This is a genomic window from Olsenella uli (assembly GCF_016900775.1).
GTDB classification, from domain to species: Bacteria; Actinomycetota; Coriobacteriia; order Coriobacteriales; family Atopobiaceae; genus Thermophilibacter; species Thermophilibacter uli_A.
In genome coordinates this window covers 36,818-55,432 of sequence record NZ_JACJKN010000012.1, presented here as the reverse complement: position 1 = coordinate 55,432, position 18,615 = coordinate 36,818, and the positions used below count along the sequence as shown (strand labels likewise).

Here is an 18,615-nt window from a genome sequence, read left to right as displayed (position 1 = left end):
GTCGTTTCCGTCCGGGCGCTGCGCTACGATTTCTGGCGAGAAGAACCGTCGAGCCGTGAGGACCGCATGTCGCTGCATGTCGTGAGAACAACCGAGGAGCCCCTCGTCGGAGCCGTCGTCGAGGGGGCGCTGAGAGAGGCGCTCGAGGCGGGCGGGCGCGCCGCGCTGCTCGTCCCGAGCTTCGCCCAGGCGCTCGACGCCGAGCGCACGCTCGCCGCGCGCGGCCTCGCGCTCGGCGTCACCGTCACCACCCCCTCCGCCTGGGCCCAGGAGCGCTGGGAGGTGTGGGGGGACGGCCGGCGCGTCGCAGACGCCGTCTCGCGCGAGGCCATCTGCGCGCGCGTCCTCGCCCGCGCCGCCGCGCGCCCCGCAAGCCCCCTGCGCGTGTCGCCCGGCACCTCCGCGCTGCTCGCCCGCCTCGTGCGCCGCGGCCTGCCCTGGATGCCCGACGCCTCTGCGGCCGAGGGCGTGACGGCGGCGGAGCGCGCGCTCGTGGGGCTTCTCGGCGCCTACCGGGAGGAGCTCGCGGCCGCCGGCCTCGTCGAGGAGTGCGAGGTCATGGCGGGCCTCGCCGGCGTGCTCGCGGACGGGGGCGTCGCGGCCCCCGGGATGGTCCTCGCGGGGTTTCCCGAGATGCCCCGGGCCGTGCGCGAGCTCGTCGTCGGGCTTGCGGCAGGCGGCGAGGTGACGGTCGTGTCCCGGGCGGGCGCGGGCCCCGCGCTCGCCGGGCGCGAGGCGCTCGCGGCGGAGCTCTGCCGGCTCGCCCGCGCTCGCGGCGTCGAGGCCCGAGAGGCCCGGGCGGGCGACGCTGGCGCCGCCGTCGCGCGCGCGGGCGAGCTGGGCGCCCTTCTCGACGCGCTCTTCCGGGCCGGGGGCGCCCCGTGCCGCCCGACGGGCGCCGTGCGCGTGCTGCTGCCCGCCGGTCCCTCGGCGCGCGCGGAGCTCGTCGCCCGGGAGGTCGCGCGCCTCGCGGGCGAGGGGGCGTCCGAGGTCGTCATCGTGGCGCCGGACGCTGCCGCCGCGTGGCGCGAGCTCTCGGCGCGCCTCCTCGCGCGCGGGGTCTCGGTGCGCGCGCAGCTCACCCTCCCCGTGGATAAGACCGAGTGCGGCCGCGCCTACCTCCAGTTTGTCCGCGCCGTCGCGCGCCTCTCCGAGCTCGCCCGCTCCTGGCCTCCCGCGGAGCCGGTGGAGGGCGGCGTGCGCGTGGCGCTCGCCGACATGTCCTGGTGGCCGCCGCGCGAGCTCTCGGACTTCCTCCTCTCGGAGATCTCCCACGTCGGCGCCGCCCGCGCCCGCGCGCTCGACGCCTCCTGGCGCGCCAACCGCCTGCTCACCCCCGTCGCGCTGCTCGAGCAGCTCTCGTCCGAGCGCGACACCTCCCTGCAGGTGGCGGCCGCCACGCGCGAGCTCATGCGCGGCAGGCTCGGGTCCGCGGCCTCCAAGCTCCTCTCGTCGTTCGTGCAGGGCGAGGACGCCGCCTCGCCCGTCGCGCCCGAGGCGGCGGCCGTCCTCTCGGCCGTCCTGGCGGCGGCCAAGTGCCTGAAGGAGCTCGGGCTCACGGCAGACCCCGCCGAGCCCGGGGCGGTCCCCCTCGCGGAGCTCGTCTCCGTCGCCGAGGCCGCGCTCGCGGCGCAGCCCGCCTCGATGCGCCTCGAGCATGCGGCCCCGGGGGCCCGCTGCGTCGCGCGGGTCGTCCCCCCGTCCGCGGCGGCGTCCCTCGCGCCCGGCTCGGCCGACGCGCTCGTCCTTCTCGGCCAGACCTCCACGGAGTCCGCGGTCCCCGTGGCGGACGACGTGGCGTCGGCGCTGCTCGAGGCCTATGGCGTGGAGCCCCGCCCGGACGCGCTCCCCGCCGCGCGCGACGCCTTCCGCGCCGCGCTCGCCGCCGCCCGCTCCCACGTGGTGCTCGAGCGGCCGCTCTTCGGCGCCGACGGCCGCCCCGCCTATCCCTCCGTCATGCTGACGGAGCTCCTCGCGTGCTACGGCCTTGCGGCGGACGCGGGCGCGGAGGACCTGCGCCGCGCCCTGGGCGGCGCGTCCGTGCGCATGGGGTCGGAGACGGCCGTGGGGAAGAACGCCGCGGCGACTGGCCGCGCCCCCGCCCGCGTGGGCTCCGAGACGCCGGCCCCCGCCGGCCGGATCGACGACGCGAGCCGCCCGCTCGTCTCGCCGCCGCCCGAGGGCATCCCGGCCGAGGAGGCGCGCCCGCTCCTCTCGGCCTCCCAGATAGAGACCTACCTCGAGTGCCCCTACAAGTGGTTCAGCCTGCGGCGGCTGCGCCTGCGCGACGCCGACGCCGGCTTCACCGGGGCCGAGATGGGCACCTTCGCCCACCGCGTCCTCGAGGTCACGCACCGCGACCTGCTCGCCCGCGCGCTCGAGCGCAGGCTGGGCGCGCACGTGCTCGAGGACCTGCGCGCCGCGTCCCCGGACGCCATGCAGTCGGAGGAGTACCGCGCGCGCGTGGAGGAGCTCGTCGCCCTCGCGCAGGCGGCTCCCGCCGAGCGCGTCCCCGGCTCGGCCCCGCGCTCGCCCGAGGAGCTCGAGCGCGCCCGCGCCGTGCTGGAGGAGGAGTTCGACGCGCACCTCTCGCACCAGTACCAGCTCATGGGCAAAAAGCGGCCCCGCCCGCTCCCGCAGGCGCTCGTCGCCCACAGCGCGCAGCAGGCCGGGCAGCTGCGCGCCCTCAGGCGCGACCTCGCGACGCTGCTCGACTACGAGGCGGGCCTCTTCGAGGGCTTCGAGCCGCGCCTCTTCGAGTGGGGGTTCGGCCGCGGCGGCGCGGAGGTGGAGTACGCCGGCGTGCGCCTCACCGGCACGATCGACCGCGTGGACGTGGACGCCCACGGCCAGGCGGTGGTGATCGACTACAAGCACAAGTCCGACGTCGGCTTTGCGCGGGAGTACGACGTCTTCCCCAAGGGCGGGCCCGCGCCCGGCGCCCCGGCGCTGCCCCGGCGCGTGCAGTCGCTCATCTACGGCCAGGTGGTGCGCCGGGCCTTCCCCGGCCTCGCCGTGCGCGCGGCGGTCTACCTCTGCACCAAGGGCGGGCATGCGCTCGCCGGCGCCGTGGACGAGAACCTCGCGGAGAACGTCTTCGGCGGCCGCGCGCCCTCGGCCGCGCGCCTCGAGCGGGTCTGCGTCCCGCGCGCGGAGGGCTTCGGCCGGGCGGGGGAGCGCGGCATGGAGGCCCTGCTCGACTCCTGCGAGGAGGCCGTCGCGGCCGCGATCTCCCGCATGCTCGCGGGCGACATCGAGGCCGCGCCGGTCGATGCCGACGCGTGCCTGTTCTGCCCGGTGCTCAACTGCGAGAGGAGGCTCAGGAAGTGAGCGAGAAGGACCTGGCGCCCGCGATCGACCTCTCCTGCCTGAACGAGCGGCAGCGCATCATCGCCGAGACCCTGGACGAGCCGCTCTTCGTGGAGGCGGGCGCGGGCTCGGGCAAGACCTTCACCCTCACGCAGCGCGTGGCCTGGGCGCTCTCGCCGGGCTCGGGCGCGGGCGGCGCCCCCTTCCTCGACGGGCTCGACCAGGTGCTCGTGATCACCTTCACCGAGGCCGCCGCGCGCGAGATCAAGGAGCGCGTGCGCTCCACCCTGCGCCGCGCGGGCATGGGGGAGGCGGCGCTCGCGGTGGACGAGGCCTGGATCTCCACGATCCACGGAATGTGCCGGAGGATCCTCTCCCGCCACGCGCTCGACCTCGGGCTCGACCCGTCCTTCTCGGTGGTCGCCGACTCGCGGCAGCAGGCCCTGTTCGAGCGCGCCATGGACGACGTCATGCGCGCCGCGCGCGGCGAGGCCGCCCTCGCCCCCGTCTTCGCCGAGTTCGAGCTCGGGACCTCCGCGCCCCAGGGCGGCTACACCGGGGCGATGGGGCTCGTCGAGCGCCTCGTGCGGGAGGGCGGGTCGCTCCCGGGCGGGCTTGACGACCTCGCGCCGGCGCCCCGCGACCCCGGCTCGGTCGCCGCGGCGCTCCGGGACCTGACGATGCGCGTCGAGGAGCTCGGCGCCCTCCGGCTCACCGCGGCCGCCGCCGCGAAGGTGGGGCCCTCCCTCGAGGCGCTGCGCCGGCTGGAGGGGGCGTCCCCCGCGGAGCTCACCGCCGAGGCCGTCTCCGCGGCGCTCTCCGAGGTCTCCCTGCCCCAGGCGCGCGGCGCGATCAAGGGCGAGGTCGCCGCGGCCAAGTCCGCGCTCGCCCTCGCCCGGGCCGAGGCCGAGTTCGCGCGCGTGGCGCCGCTCGCGGAGGGCCTCCTCGAGCTCGCCCGCCGGGTCCGCGCCCGCTACGACGAGCTCAAGCGCGAGCAGGCCTGCCTCGACAACGACGACCTCGTGCGGCTCGCCCTTCTCGCCGTGCGCGACCACGAGGAGGTGCGCCGCGCGTACGCCGGGCGCTTCCGGCTCGTGATGGTGGACGAGTTCCAGGACACCGACGAGATGCAGCTCGAGCTCATCGGCCTGCTCTCCGGGCAGGGCGCCCGCCATCTCTGCACGGTGGGCGACGCCCAGCAGTCGATCTACCGCTTCCGCGGCGCCGACGTGGGCGTCTTTCGCGGGCGCGGCGCCCAGGTGGACGAGAGGAACGTGGTCAGGCTCGACACCAACTACCGCAGCCACGCGGACGTGCTCGCGCTCGTGGAGCGCGTGTGCGCCGGCGGCGCGCCGGGCCAGGGGGCCATGCCCGACTTCATGCACCTCGACGACAGCCCCACGCGCAAGGACCGCTATCGCGCCCGCGAGCTGCCGCGGATCGACATCGAGGTCTGCGCGGGGCAGGGCCAGTCGGGCCGGGCGACCCGCCACCAGACCGCGACGATGGCGGCGCAGGTGGCAGACGCCCTCGCGCGCTACCGCGACGCGGGCGAGCGGCCCGGCGACATGGCGCTGCTCCTCGGCGTCACCACGCACGCGGACGCCTACATCGACGCCATCCGCGCGCGCGGGATGGAGTGCGTGGTCACGGGCGGCTCCACCTTCACCTCCACCGACGAGGTCAAGGTGGTCCGCGCGCTGCTCCACGCCCTCGCCAACCCCGCGGACACCCAGTCGGGCCTCTTCCCCCTGCTCGCGAGCGAGATGTTCGGCCTGGACGCCAACGACTTCTGCGAGCTGGGGACGCGCGCCCAGGTCAAGCTCGACGCCCCCACCAAGCGCACGATCGACCGCGGCCTCGCCGACATGGCGTTCTATCGCGACGCCGCGCCCTCCGAGCGCCTGGCCCGCGCCCACGAGGTCCTCGCCCGCGCGCTCGACGACGTGCGCCGCCGGCCCGTGGCCGACGTCGTGGCCGACGTCGTGCGCGACTCGGGCTGGCTCGCCCGCCTTGAGGCGGGCGGGCCGGAGGGGCTCGCCCGGGCGGCCAACGTCCTGGCGGCGGTGCGCTACGTGCGCGACCTCACCTCCGAGCTCGGCCTCGGCGCCGCCCGCGCCGCCACGGAGTTCGACCTCTGGCTCGCGGCGTCCAAGGTCCCGCCCGCCTCGCTCGCGGGCGGGGAGGGCGAGGCGGGGGAGGGCACCGTGCGCGTCATGACCGTGCACGCCTCCAAGGGCCTCGAGTTCGGCGTCTGCGCCGTGGCGGAGTGCTGGGGCAACCCGCGCGGAGAGGCGCAGATCGCCTGCGGCCCCGCGGCGGGCGGCGGGCGCGTCTTCGTGCTCCGCCCGGCGGAGGCGCCCAGGCTCGCGGACGTGGACCCCGAGGAGCTCGAGGAGGGCGCGGACCGCTCGCGGCCGATGCCCCTCGCGGCGCGTTACCTCGCGCTGCGCGCGGCGGACGACGCCGCCGAGGCCCAGGAGCGCGCGCGGCTGCTCTACGTGGCCCTCACGCGCGCCCGCGAGGCGCTCGTGGTGGGCGTCTCCGCGGCGTCCGGCAAGGGGGGCGTCTCCTCGGCGCTTGCCGCCTCCGCGCTCGCGGCGCTCTCGGGCGGCCCCTGGGACGGCGCGCCGGGCGTCCGCGCGGTGGACTACGGCGGGTCCGCGCCGGCGCGACTGCGCTGCGTCGTCGTGGAGCGGCAGGGGAGGGGCGCCGATGCGCCCGTCACGGCCAGCTCGGACGGCGCGCTTCCCGGCTTTGACGGCGAGCTGCCGGCGGACGCCGCCGAGCTCGCCCGCTGGGGGCTTTCCGACGCGGCCCGTCCGGCCGACGACGGGCCCGCCCCCTTCGACCTCTACGAGGCCGACCCCGCGGCGCGCCCCGGAGCGCCCGGGACCTGGCGCGCCCGCGAGGGGGTCTTCAGCTACTCGAGCGTGCACACCCTGCTCGACGCCGCCGACGGGGCGCCTCGGGCGCTCCCCACGCGCGAGGAGCGCGAGGCGGAGGCGGCGGGCGCCCCCGCGGCCGAGGACGCCGACCGCGCCACCAACCTGGGCTCCGCCTTCCACGAGCTCGCCCAGGCGATGGTCGAGTCTGGGCGCGCCGTCGGCGAGGCGCGCGTGTCCGCGCAGGTCCGCCGCTGGAACCTCTCGCCGCGCGCCGAGGCGCGCCTTCGCGCGGCGCTCGCGCGCTGGGAGGGGTCGGCCGTCCGCGCCGAGGCGCTCTCGTGGCCGCTCGTCCGCGCAGAGGTGCCGTTCTTCCAGCGGGTGGACTCGCCCTACGGCGACTACCTCGAGGGTGCCATCGACCTGCTCTGCACGGACGCGGGGGCGCGACGGGCCCTCGTCGTGGACTACAAGACGGGAGATGCCGGGCTCACGCCCGAGGAGGTGCGCGGTCGCCACGCGATGCAGGCGGAGTTCTACGCCGGCGTCCTGCTCCGCGAGGGCTTCGAGCGCGTGGCGTGTGCCTTCGTCTGCGTGGAGCGCGACGACCCGGACGCGCCCGGCGAGCCCCTCGTGGCCCGCTACGAGTTCGGCGGAGGGGTCCCGCTCCCATAGGGTGCCCGTCCCGCTCCCAACCTGTCGCCAGGCCCCCGCACGGTCAACGTGCGGGGGCCTGGCGACGTTTCTCCGGCAGAAGGTGTCGCCAAGCCTCCGCTCAATCGGCGCGTGGGGGACTCGCGACAAACCCGGCGCCGGGAACGTCGCCTCAGCCCCGCGCGGCCGCCGCGCGGGGCCTTGGCGACAGAGCCGCGCGGTTCTGCGCTGTTCCGTGCGGTTCGGGGCCGCCGTTCTTCCCGCCGGCGGAACATGACAGAAAGCTGCCACGAAACTGCATGGAGAATAAATTATAGACTTAAATTATAGCTAGATAAATATACGAACTTGTGATATTCCCGATAGATGTGGAGGAGGTGCGTCAAAAGAGAGGGGGTCGCATGAGTCGGGCCGTGGAGCGGGAGGTCGCGGAGCTGCTCGCCGAGGCGGAGGGGCGCGGGCGCTGCCTCGCCCTGAGGGGGCGCGGGGCCGCGCGCGTCTATCGGGCGCTCGAGCGGAGGGTCGCCGCGGGGAGGGTGGTCTCGCCCGCCCGCGGGCTCTACGTGAGCGCGCGCCGCTGGGAGGGGCTCAAGGCGGACCAGCGCACGCTGTTCCTGGCGCGCGGGCTGCAGGACCAGCATCCCGACTGGGTGTTCTGCGGCCCCACGGCCGCCGTCGCGTACGGGGTCGACGTTTCGTGGTCGCTCCAGGGAAACGTCCACGTTGCGACCACGCGCGCCGGGCACAGCCCCAACGGCCCGCTGGTTCACCGCCATCCCATCCTGCGCGCCGGGCCCGGGGAGGGCCGCATCGAGGTGGTCGGTGGGCTGCGCGTCACCGGCCCGGAGCGGACGCTGTTCGACTGCCTCCGGGGGACCGACTTTCCGCGCGGGCTCGGGATGATCGACTCCGCCCTGCGCGCCGGCGTGGTCGCGCGCGACGAGTTCGCGTCGTATGTCGAGTCCATGCGCGACGGGTCCCGGGGGAGGGACCTCGTCCGCGGCACCCTCGCCTGGGCGGACCCGAGGAGCGAGAACGGCGGGGAGTCCATCGCGCGGGCGCGCATGCTCCTGCTCGGCTTCGTGTGCCCCGAGCTGCAGGTGGAGGTGCCCAACCTCGTCGAGGGAGGCGCGCCCTTCCGGGCGGACTACTGCTGGGTGCGGGCGGACGGCGTCGTTATCCTCGGCGAGCTCGACGGCACGGACAAGTACGTGGAGGAGGGGATGACGCGCGGCCGGAGCCTCGAGGAGGTGCTCGCGGACGATAAGGACCGCGAGTCGCGCATCACCCTCTACGACGTCGTGGTGATGAGGTTTCGCTTTGGGCTGACGGACGACCCGGTCGCGTTCGCCGCGCACCTCGACCGCTATGGCGTGCCCCGGCGCGGCTCGGAGCTGGCGTTGCCGGACGGCGCGCGCATGGTCCCGGACTGGGAGGCGCTGCGGCGCGTCCGCTGACGGCGGCTCGCCAGCCCCGCGCCGCGGAAATGTCGCCCGGGCCCCGCGGCCCGTCCCGGCGGGGGTGCGGCGACGTTCTTCGGGCGGGAAATGTCGCCCGGGCCCCGCGCAACTTGCCTGCGGGGGATTCACGACAGACCCGGGGCGGGAAGCGTCGCCGCGGCCCCGCACAGCCGCCGCGCGGGGGATTCGCGACAGGCCCGGGGCCGAAAATGTCGCCCGGGCTCCGCACGTCCTTCTCGCCTGCCGTCGTGAAGAATTCCTGTGGTCGTCACCTGCGCAAACACGGAGGTCCGCAGGTCGGGCGCCCCGCCGCCCGCCGCCGCGCGTCCGGGGCATCGGCTAGACTAGGTGACACACGACTGACGCACAGCTGACGGGACCCACGCATGGCATTCGTTCACCTGCACAACCACTCGGACTTCTCGATCCTCGACGCCGCCACCCGCGTCTCGGACATGGTCAAGCGCGCCGTGGACCTGGAGATGCCGGCGCTCGCGCTCACGGACCACGGCTACATGTTCGGCATCCCGGACTTCGACCTCGAGTGCCGCAAGTACAACGACGCCCAGAAGGACATGGGCCAGTGGCGCCACGACGTCGAGTGCTTCCAGAAGGGCTGGGAGCTCGAGGAGCCCGAGCCCGACGCCGCCGACGCCAGGCCCCACGACCGCGTCCACGCCCAGTGGGCCTCAGACGTCAAGATCTGGAACGAGACCCACGACCTCGACGCCGTGCGCGCCAACCGCCCCTCCCTGCTCATCAAGCCCATCTTTGGCTGCGAGGCCTACTTCATCACGGACGACTGCATCGAGAAGGGGACCAAGCAGCACCGCTACCACCTGATCCTGCTGGCCAAGAACGAGACCGGCTACGTCAACCTCATGAAGATGATGAGCGAGGCGGCCTCGGGCGAGATGTTCTACTACTACCCGCGCACCACGCTCGACATGCTACGCCGCTACCACGAGGGCATCATCTGCACGTCGGCCTGCGTCTCGGGCATCATCCCGCGCATGTACTTCCAGGGCCGCCCGGACGAGGCCAAGCGCTGGGCGCTCACGTACCGGGAGATCTTCGGCGAGGACTTCTACCTCGAGGTCCAGGACCACGGCCTGGCCGACCCCAACTGGGGCGGCTTCACGGACCGCACGCTCTCCGAGCAGATCCTGCGGCTCGGCCACGAGCTCGGCATCAAGGTCATCGCCACCAACGACAACCACTACCTCACGCGCGAGGACGCGCCCACCCAGGACGTGCTCTCGTGCATCGGCACCGCCTCCAAGCTCGACGACGAGAACCGCAAGCGCATGACCGGCACCGAGTTCTACCTCAAGAGCGAGGCGGAGATGCGCGAGCTCTTCTCGTGGGCGCCCGAGGTCATAGAGAACACGCTCGAGGTGGCCGAGAAGTGCAGCTTCGAGCTCGACTGGTCGCACATGTACCTGCCCAAGTTCCCGGACCTCGACCCCGGCGAGACCTCGGAGGAGCGCTTCCGCAAGGAGTGCGAGACGGGCCTCGCCCGCCGCTACGGCGAGAACTGGCGTGAGCTTGAGATCGGCGGCGAGAACGTCCGCGAGCGCTTCGAGTACGAGTACAAGGTCATCTGCGAGAAGGGCTTCGCCGACTACTTCCTGATCGTCCAGGAGTACGTGCGCTGGGCCAAGCGAAACGGCATCGGCGTGGGCCCCGGCCGAGGGTCGGCCGCCGGCGCCATCGTGGCCTACGCGATGGACATCACGACCTTCGACCCGCTCGACAACGGTCTCATGTTCGAGCGCTTCCTCTCCCCGCAGCGCTCCGAGATGCCCGATATCGACATGGACTTCGACGACGAGCGGCGCCTCGAGGTCGTGGAGCACGTCCGCCAGCTCTACGGCCCCGAGCGCGTCTGCCACGTCATCACCTACTCCACGATCAAGGCCAAGCAGGCCATCAATGACGCCGCGCGCGTGCTGGGCTTTCCCGTCTGGCAGGGCCAGAAGCTCTCGAAGATGCTCGCCAACGACCCCAAGCTCACGCTCGACCACGCCCTCCACAAGTCCGAGAAGGCGCCCGACCAGTACTCCCCGGACTTCGAGGACGCCTATAAGAACGACGCCGACTCGCGCTCCATCATCGACGCGGCGCTCTCCATCGAGGGCATGCACCGCGGCGAGGGCGTCCACGCCTGCGCCGTCCTCATCGCCCCCACGCCGGTGAACGACCACGTGCCCACCAAGGTGGACACCAAGGGCGGCGTGGAGATCACCCAGTACGAGGGCCACTCGGTCGCGGACATGGGCCTGCTCAAGATGGACTTCCTGGGCCTGCGCACGCTCACCGTCATCTCCAAGGCGCTCGCCAACATCAAGGCCAACCACGGCATCGACATCAACGTCGACGAGATCCCCTTCGACGACCCAGAGATCTACAAGCTCATGCGCGAGGGCCGCACGGCGGGCGTCTTCCAGATCGAGTCCGCGGGCATGACGTCCACGATCAAGAACATGCGCCCGACCGAGTACAAGCAGGTCGTCGCCCTTATCGCCCTCTACCGCCCCGGCCCCCTGGGCGCCGGCATGGTCACGAGCTACATCAACCGCATGAACGGGCGCGAGGAGGCCGTCTCCTACGACCCGCGCCTGGACGACATCCTGGGCGAGACCTACGGCACCATGGTCTACCAGGAGCAGGTCATGAAGATCTCGATGAAGATGTCGGGCTTCTCGGCCGGCGAGTCCGACTCCCGCATCAGAAAGCCCGTGGCCAAGAAGAAGATCAAGCTCCTCACCTCCACGGTCTTCCACTGGGACGACGGCAAGGACGAGACCACCTACGACCACTGGATGAACGGCGCCGTCACCAACGGCTACAAGAAGGAGATCGCGCAGCGCATCTGGGACGACGTCCTGGAGTTCGCCTCCTACGCGTTCAACAAGAGCCACTCGGCGGGATACGCCATCCTCGTCATGCAGACGGCCTGGCTCAAGGCCCACTACCCGCGCGAGTACATGGCCTCGGTCCTCACGTCCTACATGGGCAAGACCGACAAGATCGTCCACTACGTTACGGCCTACCGCCACGAGGGCGTGGCCATCCTGCCGCCGGACATCAACGAGTCCGGCCGCGACTTCACGGCCGTCCCCGAGGGCGTGCGCTTTGGCTTTGCCGGCATTCGCGGCGTGGGCGAGGGCGTGGGCGAGGCCATCATGGCGGAGCGCGAGAAGAACGGACCCTTCGCCAACCTCCACGACTTCGTGGACCGCATGGACTCGGGCCAGGCCAACCGCCGCGTGGCGGAGGCGCTCATCTGCTCGGGCGCCTTCGACTCGACGGGCTACACCCGCATGCAGCTCATGCGCTTCGTGGACAAGACCAACCCCGAGAACATCATCGACGCCGCCGCCAAGCGGCAGAAGACGCGCGCGGCCGGGCAGTTCTCCATGTTCGACCTCTTCGGCGACGTGGAGGGCTCCGGCTTCGAGAACACCGTGCCCGAGCCCGACGGCGTGGAGTGGGACCGCTCGGTCAAGCTCGCCAAGGAGCACGAGGTCCTCGGCCTCTACGTCTCCGACCACCCGCTGCGCCCCTACGAGTACGCGCTCGCCAAGAACCGCGACTACACGATCGCCGAGATCGAGGTGGCCGAGGAGTACACGGACCCCGCGGGCGGCGTGCACGAGCGCTTCCGCGTGCCCGAGGGCAAGGTCATTCGCCTCGCGGGCATGGTCAACGCCGTGCAGAAGAAGACCACCAAGAACGGCGACTCCATGGCCATCGTGACGCTCGAGGACATGGAGGGCGAGGTCACGCTTGTGGTCTTCCCCAAGCTCTACAAGAAGTGCGCCGGCGCCCTCGTGGGCCAGGTCGACGAGGAGACGGGCGAGACCCAGGGCGACGTCTTCGTGAAGGTGGAGGGCAAGCTCGAGCGCGGCGACCGCGGCAACCAGATCATCTGCATGAACGTGGAGCCGCTCGTCCTGGACGAGCGGAGCAACCGCCCCAAGGTGCTCGAGGTGAACATCCCGGCGGGCCTGCTCACGCGGCCCTACATGGACAGCCTCTGCTCCATCCTCGGGCGCTACCCCGGCCTCGACCGCGTTGAGATGCGCGTGGAGTCCACCTCGGGCGACATCATGCGCATGGAGCTCCCCGCGCGCATCGACGCGCACAACATGGTCCTTCTCGCCGAGATGGTCGACCTCGTGGGGCGGCAGGGGCACGTCAAGGTGGCGTAGGGGCGCCGGGCGGCGCCGGGCGGAATGTCGCCTCGGCCCCGCGGGGCCGGCGTGCGGGCGGTTCGCGACGCCTCGGGCGAGAAGAGCGTCGCCTTGCCCCCGCGCGGCGGCCCTGCGGGGGATTCGCGACGCCCGTCCGCCGACCGGGCGCCCCGCGCCGTGGCTAGAATTGCGTCCGGATGGGTATCAATAGAGGAAGGGCGACGCAGCGGGCGCCGTCCCAACCCAGAGAGAGGACCCATCATGGCCGAGGTCAAGTTCTATCGCTGCAACCACTGCGGCAACATCGTTGCCGTCGTCAAGGACGGCGGCGTCACGCCGAGCTGCTGCGGCGAGCCCATGGAGCTGCTCCAGGCCGGCTCCACCGACGCCGCCACCGAGAAGCACGTCCCCGTGGCCGCCAAGGACGGCAACCACATCGTCGTGACCGTCGGCGAGGTCGCCCACCCCATGGTCGAGGAGCACTACATCGAGTGGATCGCGCTGGCCACCGACGGCAAGCTCTGCCTCAAGCACCTGAGGCCGGGCGACGAGCCCACGACGAAGTTCGGCGCCTGCTGCTCCGAGGGCGGCGCCGTCTACGCCTACTGCAACCTCCACGGCCTCTGGAAGGCCGAGCTTGCCTAAAAGGGGACAGGCCCCTTTTAGGCATATCTGACGCGGCGGGGCCTTGGGAGACCGGGGCCCCGCCGCGTGTGGCACAATCGGATGCAGGCGGGGAGCGAGAGGAGCGGGGGCTGACATGAGGATTGCGATCGCGCAGATGCGCACGCGCGCGGGCGACTTCGAGGGGACGTCGAGGCGCATGGCGGAGCAGTCGCGCGCGGCGGCCGAGAAGAACGTGGACCTGCTCGTCTTTCCCGCGACCGCGCTCTGTGGCGCCTCGCCCGTGCCCTACGTCGACCGGGAGGGGTTCCTCCTGGACCTGGCGGAGTGCCTGCTCGGCCTGGTCGACGAGCTCGCCTGCCCGTGCCTCGTCCCCGTGCTCACCGACTTCGACGGGGTCGTGCTGCCCGAGGCGATGCTCGTCTCCTCGGGAGGCGTCGTCCCGGTGCGCCTGACGTCGTATCTGGAGGCCGCCGCCTCCGAGGAGGGGGACGCCCACGCCCTGCCCGAGCTCGAGTTCGCCGGGGCGCGGATTGGCGTCGCCTTCACCTACGAGGACCTGGACGAGTACGACGAGTTCGAGTACGACGTCGACGTCATCCTCTTTCTCTCGGGCTATGGCTTTGCGGCCGACGACGTCTCGAGCGCGCTCGGCAGCTCGCTGCTCGAGGGGCGCTACCTCGCCGACGCCGAGGCGACGGGGGCCTGGGTCGTGGGCGTCGGGGGCGTGGGCTGCTACGACGGGCAGGTCTTCTGCGGCTCGAGCTTCGTGCTCGCGCCGTGGGGGGAGCTCGCCGCCCAGGCGCCGAGCCTCGAGGAGGCGCTTCTGGTCTGCGACGTGGACCCCTCGGCGGAGGGCCCCCTCGCCGAGCCGCTCGCGCCCGAGGTCTACGACGCCCCGCTCATGACCTGGGGGGCGCTCACGGCGGGCCTCGCCGAGGAGTGCCCCGGCGAGGAGGGGGCGTGCGTGCTCGTCGACGACCGCATAGGGTCGCTGCTCGTGGCCACGCTCGCGACCGACGCGCTCGGCCCCCTGCGGGTCCGCGCCCTCCTGCGGCGCACGGGCGACGCCGCGCGCGACGCCGTGGCGGAGTCCCTCGTGCGCGCGCTGCGCATCCCGGAGGAGCGCGTCGGGCGGCTCGAGCCGGTCGACGGAGCGGACGAGGAGCTCTCGCTCGACCTCGCGCAGGCGCGCCTCGCCGAGCTCGCCCGGCGCACGGGCGCGGTGCCGCTCGGGTGCGCCGACAAGACCGCCCTCGCGCTCGACGGGAGCGCCCGCTCGAGCGCGGCGCGCCTCCAGCCGCTCGGCGACCTCTACCGCTCTGACGTCGTGGCCCTCACGCACCTGCGCAACACCATCTCGCCCGTGATTCCCGCCGAGGCGAGCATCCCCGGGCCCGAGCTCGACCTGGGGGCCCTCGAGCGCTCGCACCCCACGCCCGAGGCGCGCCTCTCCTTCGTGGACCTCGTGCTCTCGAGCTACGTCGAGTGGGAGCTGCCGGTCTCCGACATCGTGGCCGAGCGCGGCCACGAGGAGGTCGTCATGGCCATCGTGGGGCGCCTGCGCGGGCTGGACTCCGCGAGGGTGCCGCGTGGGCTCGTGCTCGAGCTCTCGTCGAAGACGCTCGCCGAGGCGCGCGCGCCGCGCGGCCTCGCGTGGCGCGACCGCGTGCGCGCGGAGGACGAGCGCGCGGCGAGCCGGGCGGCCGAGGCCCTCGAGATGCTCCGCGAGGCGGAGGGCGAGGGCGGGGCGGACGGTGCGTCGGCGCGTGCGGGATCGCCCGCGGGCGAGGACCACGAGCACGACGTCCGCGACCTTCTCGGCTACCTGCGCGACTTCTCGCAGGGGGGAGGCCTTTCTCCCTTTGGGACGCCCTCGGGGGAGGCTCCCGGCCGGCACGGCTCGTCAGGCGCCGGCCCGCGGCTGCCCTGGGAGGGGCCCTTCTCGGAAAACTGAGGCTTGCGGGACGCCACCCCCGTGCTATGATAGAACGAACGTTCGAATCATGGAACGACGGGAGAGAGGCAGATGGTCGTACTCGGCATCGACCCGGGGCTCGCGCACACGGGCTGGGGCGTCGTTGAGACGAGGGGCTCCACGTGCCGCGCGCGGGCCTACGGCTGTGTGACCACGCATGCCTCCGAGCCGATCGACATGCGGCTGGGCAGGATCTACGCGGAGCTCAGGGGCGTCATCGACCGCTACGGCCCCACCGAGCTCTCCATCGAGAGCATCTACTTCGGGGAGAACACCAAGTCGGCCATCGCCACCGCGCAGGCCCGCGGCGCCGCCATCGTGGCGTGCTCGACGGCGGGGCTTGCCGTGGGGGAGTACACTCCCATGCAGATTAAGCAGGCCGTCGTGGGCACCGGCGCGGCCGACAAGTACCAGGTGATCTACATGGTGAGAAACATCCTGGCGCTCGACCACGACCCGCGCCCCGACCACGCGGCCGACGCGCTCGCTGCCGCCGTGTGCCACGCGAACGTCGTCAGAACGAAGAGCCTCGGGGAGGCAAGGAGGGCCCTCACGTGATAGTCCAGCTCACCGGCACGCTGATCGAGGCGCTGCCCACCCACGTCGTGCTCGACGTGGGGGGCGTGGGCTTCGAGCTCGGCGTCTCGTCGACCACCGCCGCGTCGCTGCCCCACGTGGGCGAGGCGGGCGTGACGCTGCTCGCGCGCATGGTGGTGCGCGACGGCTCGATGGAGCTCTACGGCTTCGCCACCCGCGAGGAGCGCGCCCTCTTCGACCAGCTCCGCGCCATCTCGGGCGTGGGCTCCAAGCTCGCGCTCTCGGTGCTCTCGACCTTCTCGCCCTCCGTGCTCGCGCAGATCGTGACCACGCAGGACGCGGCGCGGATGGCGCAGGTCCCGGGCGTGGGCCGCAAGAAGGCGAGCCGCCTCATCGTGGAGCTCTCCGACGTCTTCTCCAAGAGCGCCGAGCTGCGGGGCCTCGTGGGGCTTTCCGAGCCCGACGTCGCGCCGCTGAGCGTGGCCACCGCGGGCGCGGGCGTTGCCGCCGAGGCGACCGAGGCCCTGCTCTCCATGGGCTTCACCTCCCAGGAGGCCGAGCTCGCCCTCGAGGGCCACGAGGAGGCCGGGGCCGTGACCATCGAGCAGGTCCTCGCCTACGCCCTGCGGCGCCTGGGGAGTGGCCGATGATGTGGGAGGCGAGCGAGAAGGACCTCTTCGCCGGCGCCGCGGCGCCGCGCCCCGCGGGCCCGCGCGACGTCACGGGCGAGCTCACCGCGGACGACCTCGACCAGGACCGCACCCTCAGGCCGCGCACGCTCGACGAGTACATCGGCCAGGAGCGCGTGCGGGAGAACCTGCGCGTGCTCATCCAGGCCGCGCGCGACCGCGGCGAGGCGCTCGACCACGTGATCTTCTCGGGCCCGCCGGGCCTCGGCAAGACCACGCTCGCGGGCATCGTCGCCAACGAGATGGGCGCCAAGATGCACACCACCTCCGGACCCGCCATCGAGCGCGCCGGGGACCTCGCCGCCATTCTCACCAACCTCGAGGCGGGAGACGTCCTCTTCGTGGACGAGATACACCGTCTCAACCACCAGATCGAGGAGATCCTCTACCCCGCGATGGAGGACTTCTTCCTGGACATCGTCATCGGCAAGGGGCCGGCCGCGCGCTCCATCAGGATCGACGTGCCGCACTTCACGCTCGTGGGCGCCACCACGCGCACCGGCCTGCTCACGGGGCCCCTGCGCGACCGCTTTGGCATCTCGTACCGCCTCGACTACTACACGCCTGCGGAGCTCGGCGTCATCGTGAGCCGCTCGGCGCACATCCTCGGCGTGGAGATAGACGAGCAGGGCGCGGCCGAGATCGCCTCGCGCTCGCGCGGCACGCCGCGCCTTGCCAACCGCCTGCTCAAGCGCGTGCGCGACTACGCGCAGGTCAAGCGCGAGGGCACAATCACCTGGGAGGTGGCCGCCGAGGCGCTCGAGTTCTTCGAGATAGACGCCATGGGCCTCGACACCATGGACGTGCGCATCCTCACCGCGCTCTGCAGCACCTTCCGCGGCCGCCCGGTGGGGCTCACCACGGTGGCGAGCGCCGTCTCCGAGGACCCCTCCACGCTCGAGGATGTCTACGAGCCGTACCTGCTGCAGCGCGGGCTCATCGTGCGCACGCCGCAGGGCCGCCAGGCCACGCTCGCCGCCTTCGACCACCTGGGGATCGAGCCGCCGGCGCGCTAGCGTGTCCTGCGTGCCCGCCGCGTAACCGCTATCATGGGGCGTGGGCCGGGGCTGCCGGGACCCCGCCGCACGCGAAAAAAGGAGGCTCACGTGAGCGACTTCGTCAGGGCAGAAAACGTCTTTGTCGGCCAGAGCATCGACACGCGCGAGGACATGCTGCGCTTCATCTCGGAGCGTGCTGCCGAGCTCGGCGTTGCGAGCGACGCCGACGTGGTTTGCGACGCCTTCCTTGCCCGCGAGGCGATGGGGGAGACGGGCATGACCGACGGCTTCGCCGTCCCGCACGCAAAGTCGCCCGCCATTCTCGAGGCCTCGGTCATCGTGGTGAAGAACGACCACCCCATCGCCTGGCCGAGCTTCGACGACAAGCCCATCGACGTCGCAATCTCCCTGCTCGTCCCGGAGGGCGAGGCGGGGACCGTGCACATCAAGCTCCTGTCCAAGACCGCCGTCCTGCTCATGAAGGACGACTTCAAGACCGTCATCCGCGGCACCGACGACCCGCAGGCCATCGCTGACGCCATCAACGCGGGAATCTCGGAGGACTAGCGTCGCCGCGGCGCGGCGCAACCCAGAGGAGGCAACATGTTCAAGCAGGCAAGCGAGAAGCGCGTGGCCGTGTTCGTGGCGCCCGGACTCGAGGAGATCGAGGGCCTCACGGTCGTTGACCTGCTCTTCCGGGCGGGCGTCCCCTGCGACACCGTGGCGATCACGCCCGATCGCGAGGTGACGTCCTCGCACGAGGTCAGAATCGTCTGCAAGCGCTCGCTCTTCGACGAGGGCTTCTCGTTCGCGGACTACGACATGCTCGTGCTGCCCGGAGGTATCCCCGGGACCCCCAACCTGCGCGCCTGCGAGCCGCTCTGCGCCGAGCTCTCCGCCCGCGCCGCGGCGGGCCGGCCGCTCGCCGCCATCTGCGCCGCCCCGTCGATCCTGGCTGAGCTCGGCCTGCTCGAGGGGCGCCGCGCCACCTCCAACCCCGGCTTCCAGCACGTGCTCGCCGAGCGCGGCGCCGTCCTTCTCGCCGACGAGCCGGTGGTCGTGGACGGCAACCTCATCACGAGCCAGGGGGCGGGCACGGCGATGCTCTTCGCGCTCGAGATCGTCCGCCACTACCTGGGTGACGAGGCGGTGGAGCGCGTCCGCGAGGGCGTCGTTTTGCGCTAGGCCCTCGGCCTGCGCCCCGCTCCGCCCGCCGCCCCGGGCGAGTGATAGCTTCTGAACGAACGAGGCCCCGAAAGGGGCCTCATCTGGTCGAAACGTG

General features: G+C 72.7%; 11 protein-coding genes. All 11 read left to right on the top strand.

The window, feature by feature from the left end; all coding sequences use genetic code 11:
* Positions 1 to 66: 66 nt before the first annotated feature.
* The 11 genes from H6A23_RS08075 (at position 67) to H6A23_RS08025 (ending at position 18,518) form a co-directional block, all read left to right on the top strand.
* Positions 67 to 3,330, top strand: a complete 3,264-nt coding sequence (locus H6A23_RS08075; protein ID WP_204831682.1) for a PD-(D/E)XK nuclease family protein — start codon at positions 67 to 69, stop codon at positions 3,328 to 3,330.
* A complete protein-coding gene (locus H6A23_RS08070) occupies positions 3,327 to 6,869 on the top strand; it encodes a UvrD-helicase domain-containing protein (RefSeq protein WP_353653038.1) in 3,543 nt (1,180 codons plus the stop codon). Before H6A23_RS08075 ends, H6A23_RS08070 begins: the two co-directional genes overlap by 4 nt.
* 380 nt (positions 6,870 to 7,249) lie before the next feature.
* Positions 7,250 to 8,305, top strand: coding sequence for a type IV toxin-antitoxin system AbiEi family antitoxin domain-containing protein (locus H6A23_RS08065; RefSeq protein ID WP_204831681.1), 1,056 nt, complete (start codon positions 7,250 to 7,252; stop codon positions 8,303 to 8,305).
* A 389-nt stretch (positions 8,306 to 8,694) separates the two neighbouring features.
* On the top strand, positions 8,695 to 12,525 hold the full coding sequence (gene dnaE, locus H6A23_RS08060) for a DNA polymerase III subunit alpha (RefSeq protein ID WP_204831680.1): 3,831 nt from the start codon (positions 8,695 to 8,697) through the stop codon (positions 12,523 to 12,525).
* Positions 12,526 to 12,768: 243 nt separating this feature from the next.
* The gene (locus H6A23_RS08055) at positions 12,769 to 13,152 is read left to right on the top strand and encodes a desulfoferrodoxin (protein ID WP_204831679.1); all 384 of its coding nucleotides are present in this window, start codon (positions 12,769 to 12,771) and stop codon (positions 13,150 to 13,152) included.
* 115 nt (positions 13,153 to 13,267) lie between these two features.
* Positions 13,268 to 15,088: a nitrilase-related carbon-nitrogen hydrolase gene (locus H6A23_RS08050; RefSeq protein WP_204831678.1), complete on the top strand. Its 1,821-nt coding sequence runs from the start codon at positions 13,268 to 13,270 to the stop codon at positions 15,086 to 15,088.
* A 72-nt stretch (positions 15,089 to 15,160) separates the two neighbouring features.
* A complete protein-coding gene (gene ruvC, locus H6A23_RS08045) occupies positions 15,161 to 15,667 on the top strand; it encodes a crossover junction endodeoxyribonuclease RuvC (protein ID WP_204831677.1) in 507 nt (168 codons plus the stop codon).
* Positions 15,664 to 16,296, top strand: coding sequence for a Holliday junction branch migration protein RuvA (ruvA, locus tag H6A23_RS08040; protein ID WP_204831676.1), 633 nt, complete (start codon positions 15,664 to 15,666; stop codon positions 16,294 to 16,296). Before ruvC ends, ruvA begins: the two co-directional genes overlap by 4 nt.
* Positions 16,296 to 17,351: a Holliday junction branch migration DNA helicase RuvB gene (ruvB, locus tag H6A23_RS08035; protein ID WP_204831708.1), complete on the top strand. Its 1,056-nt coding sequence runs from the start codon at positions 16,296 to 16,298 to the stop codon at positions 17,349 to 17,351. Before ruvA ends, ruvB begins: the two co-directional genes overlap by 1 nt.
* 90 nt (positions 17,352 to 17,441) lie before the next feature.
* Entirely contained in the window at positions 17,442 to 17,900 is a 459-nt protein-coding gene (locus H6A23_RS08030) for a PTS sugar transporter subunit IIA (RefSeq protein ID WP_204831675.1), read from the top strand.
* Between the two features lie 36 nt (positions 17,901 to 17,936).
* Positions 17,937 to 18,518: a DJ-1 family glyoxalase III gene (locus H6A23_RS08025; RefSeq protein WP_204831674.1), complete on the top strand. Its 582-nt coding sequence runs from the start codon at positions 17,937 to 17,939 to the stop codon at positions 18,516 to 18,518.
* Positions 18,519 to 18,615: the final 97 nt, after the last annotated feature.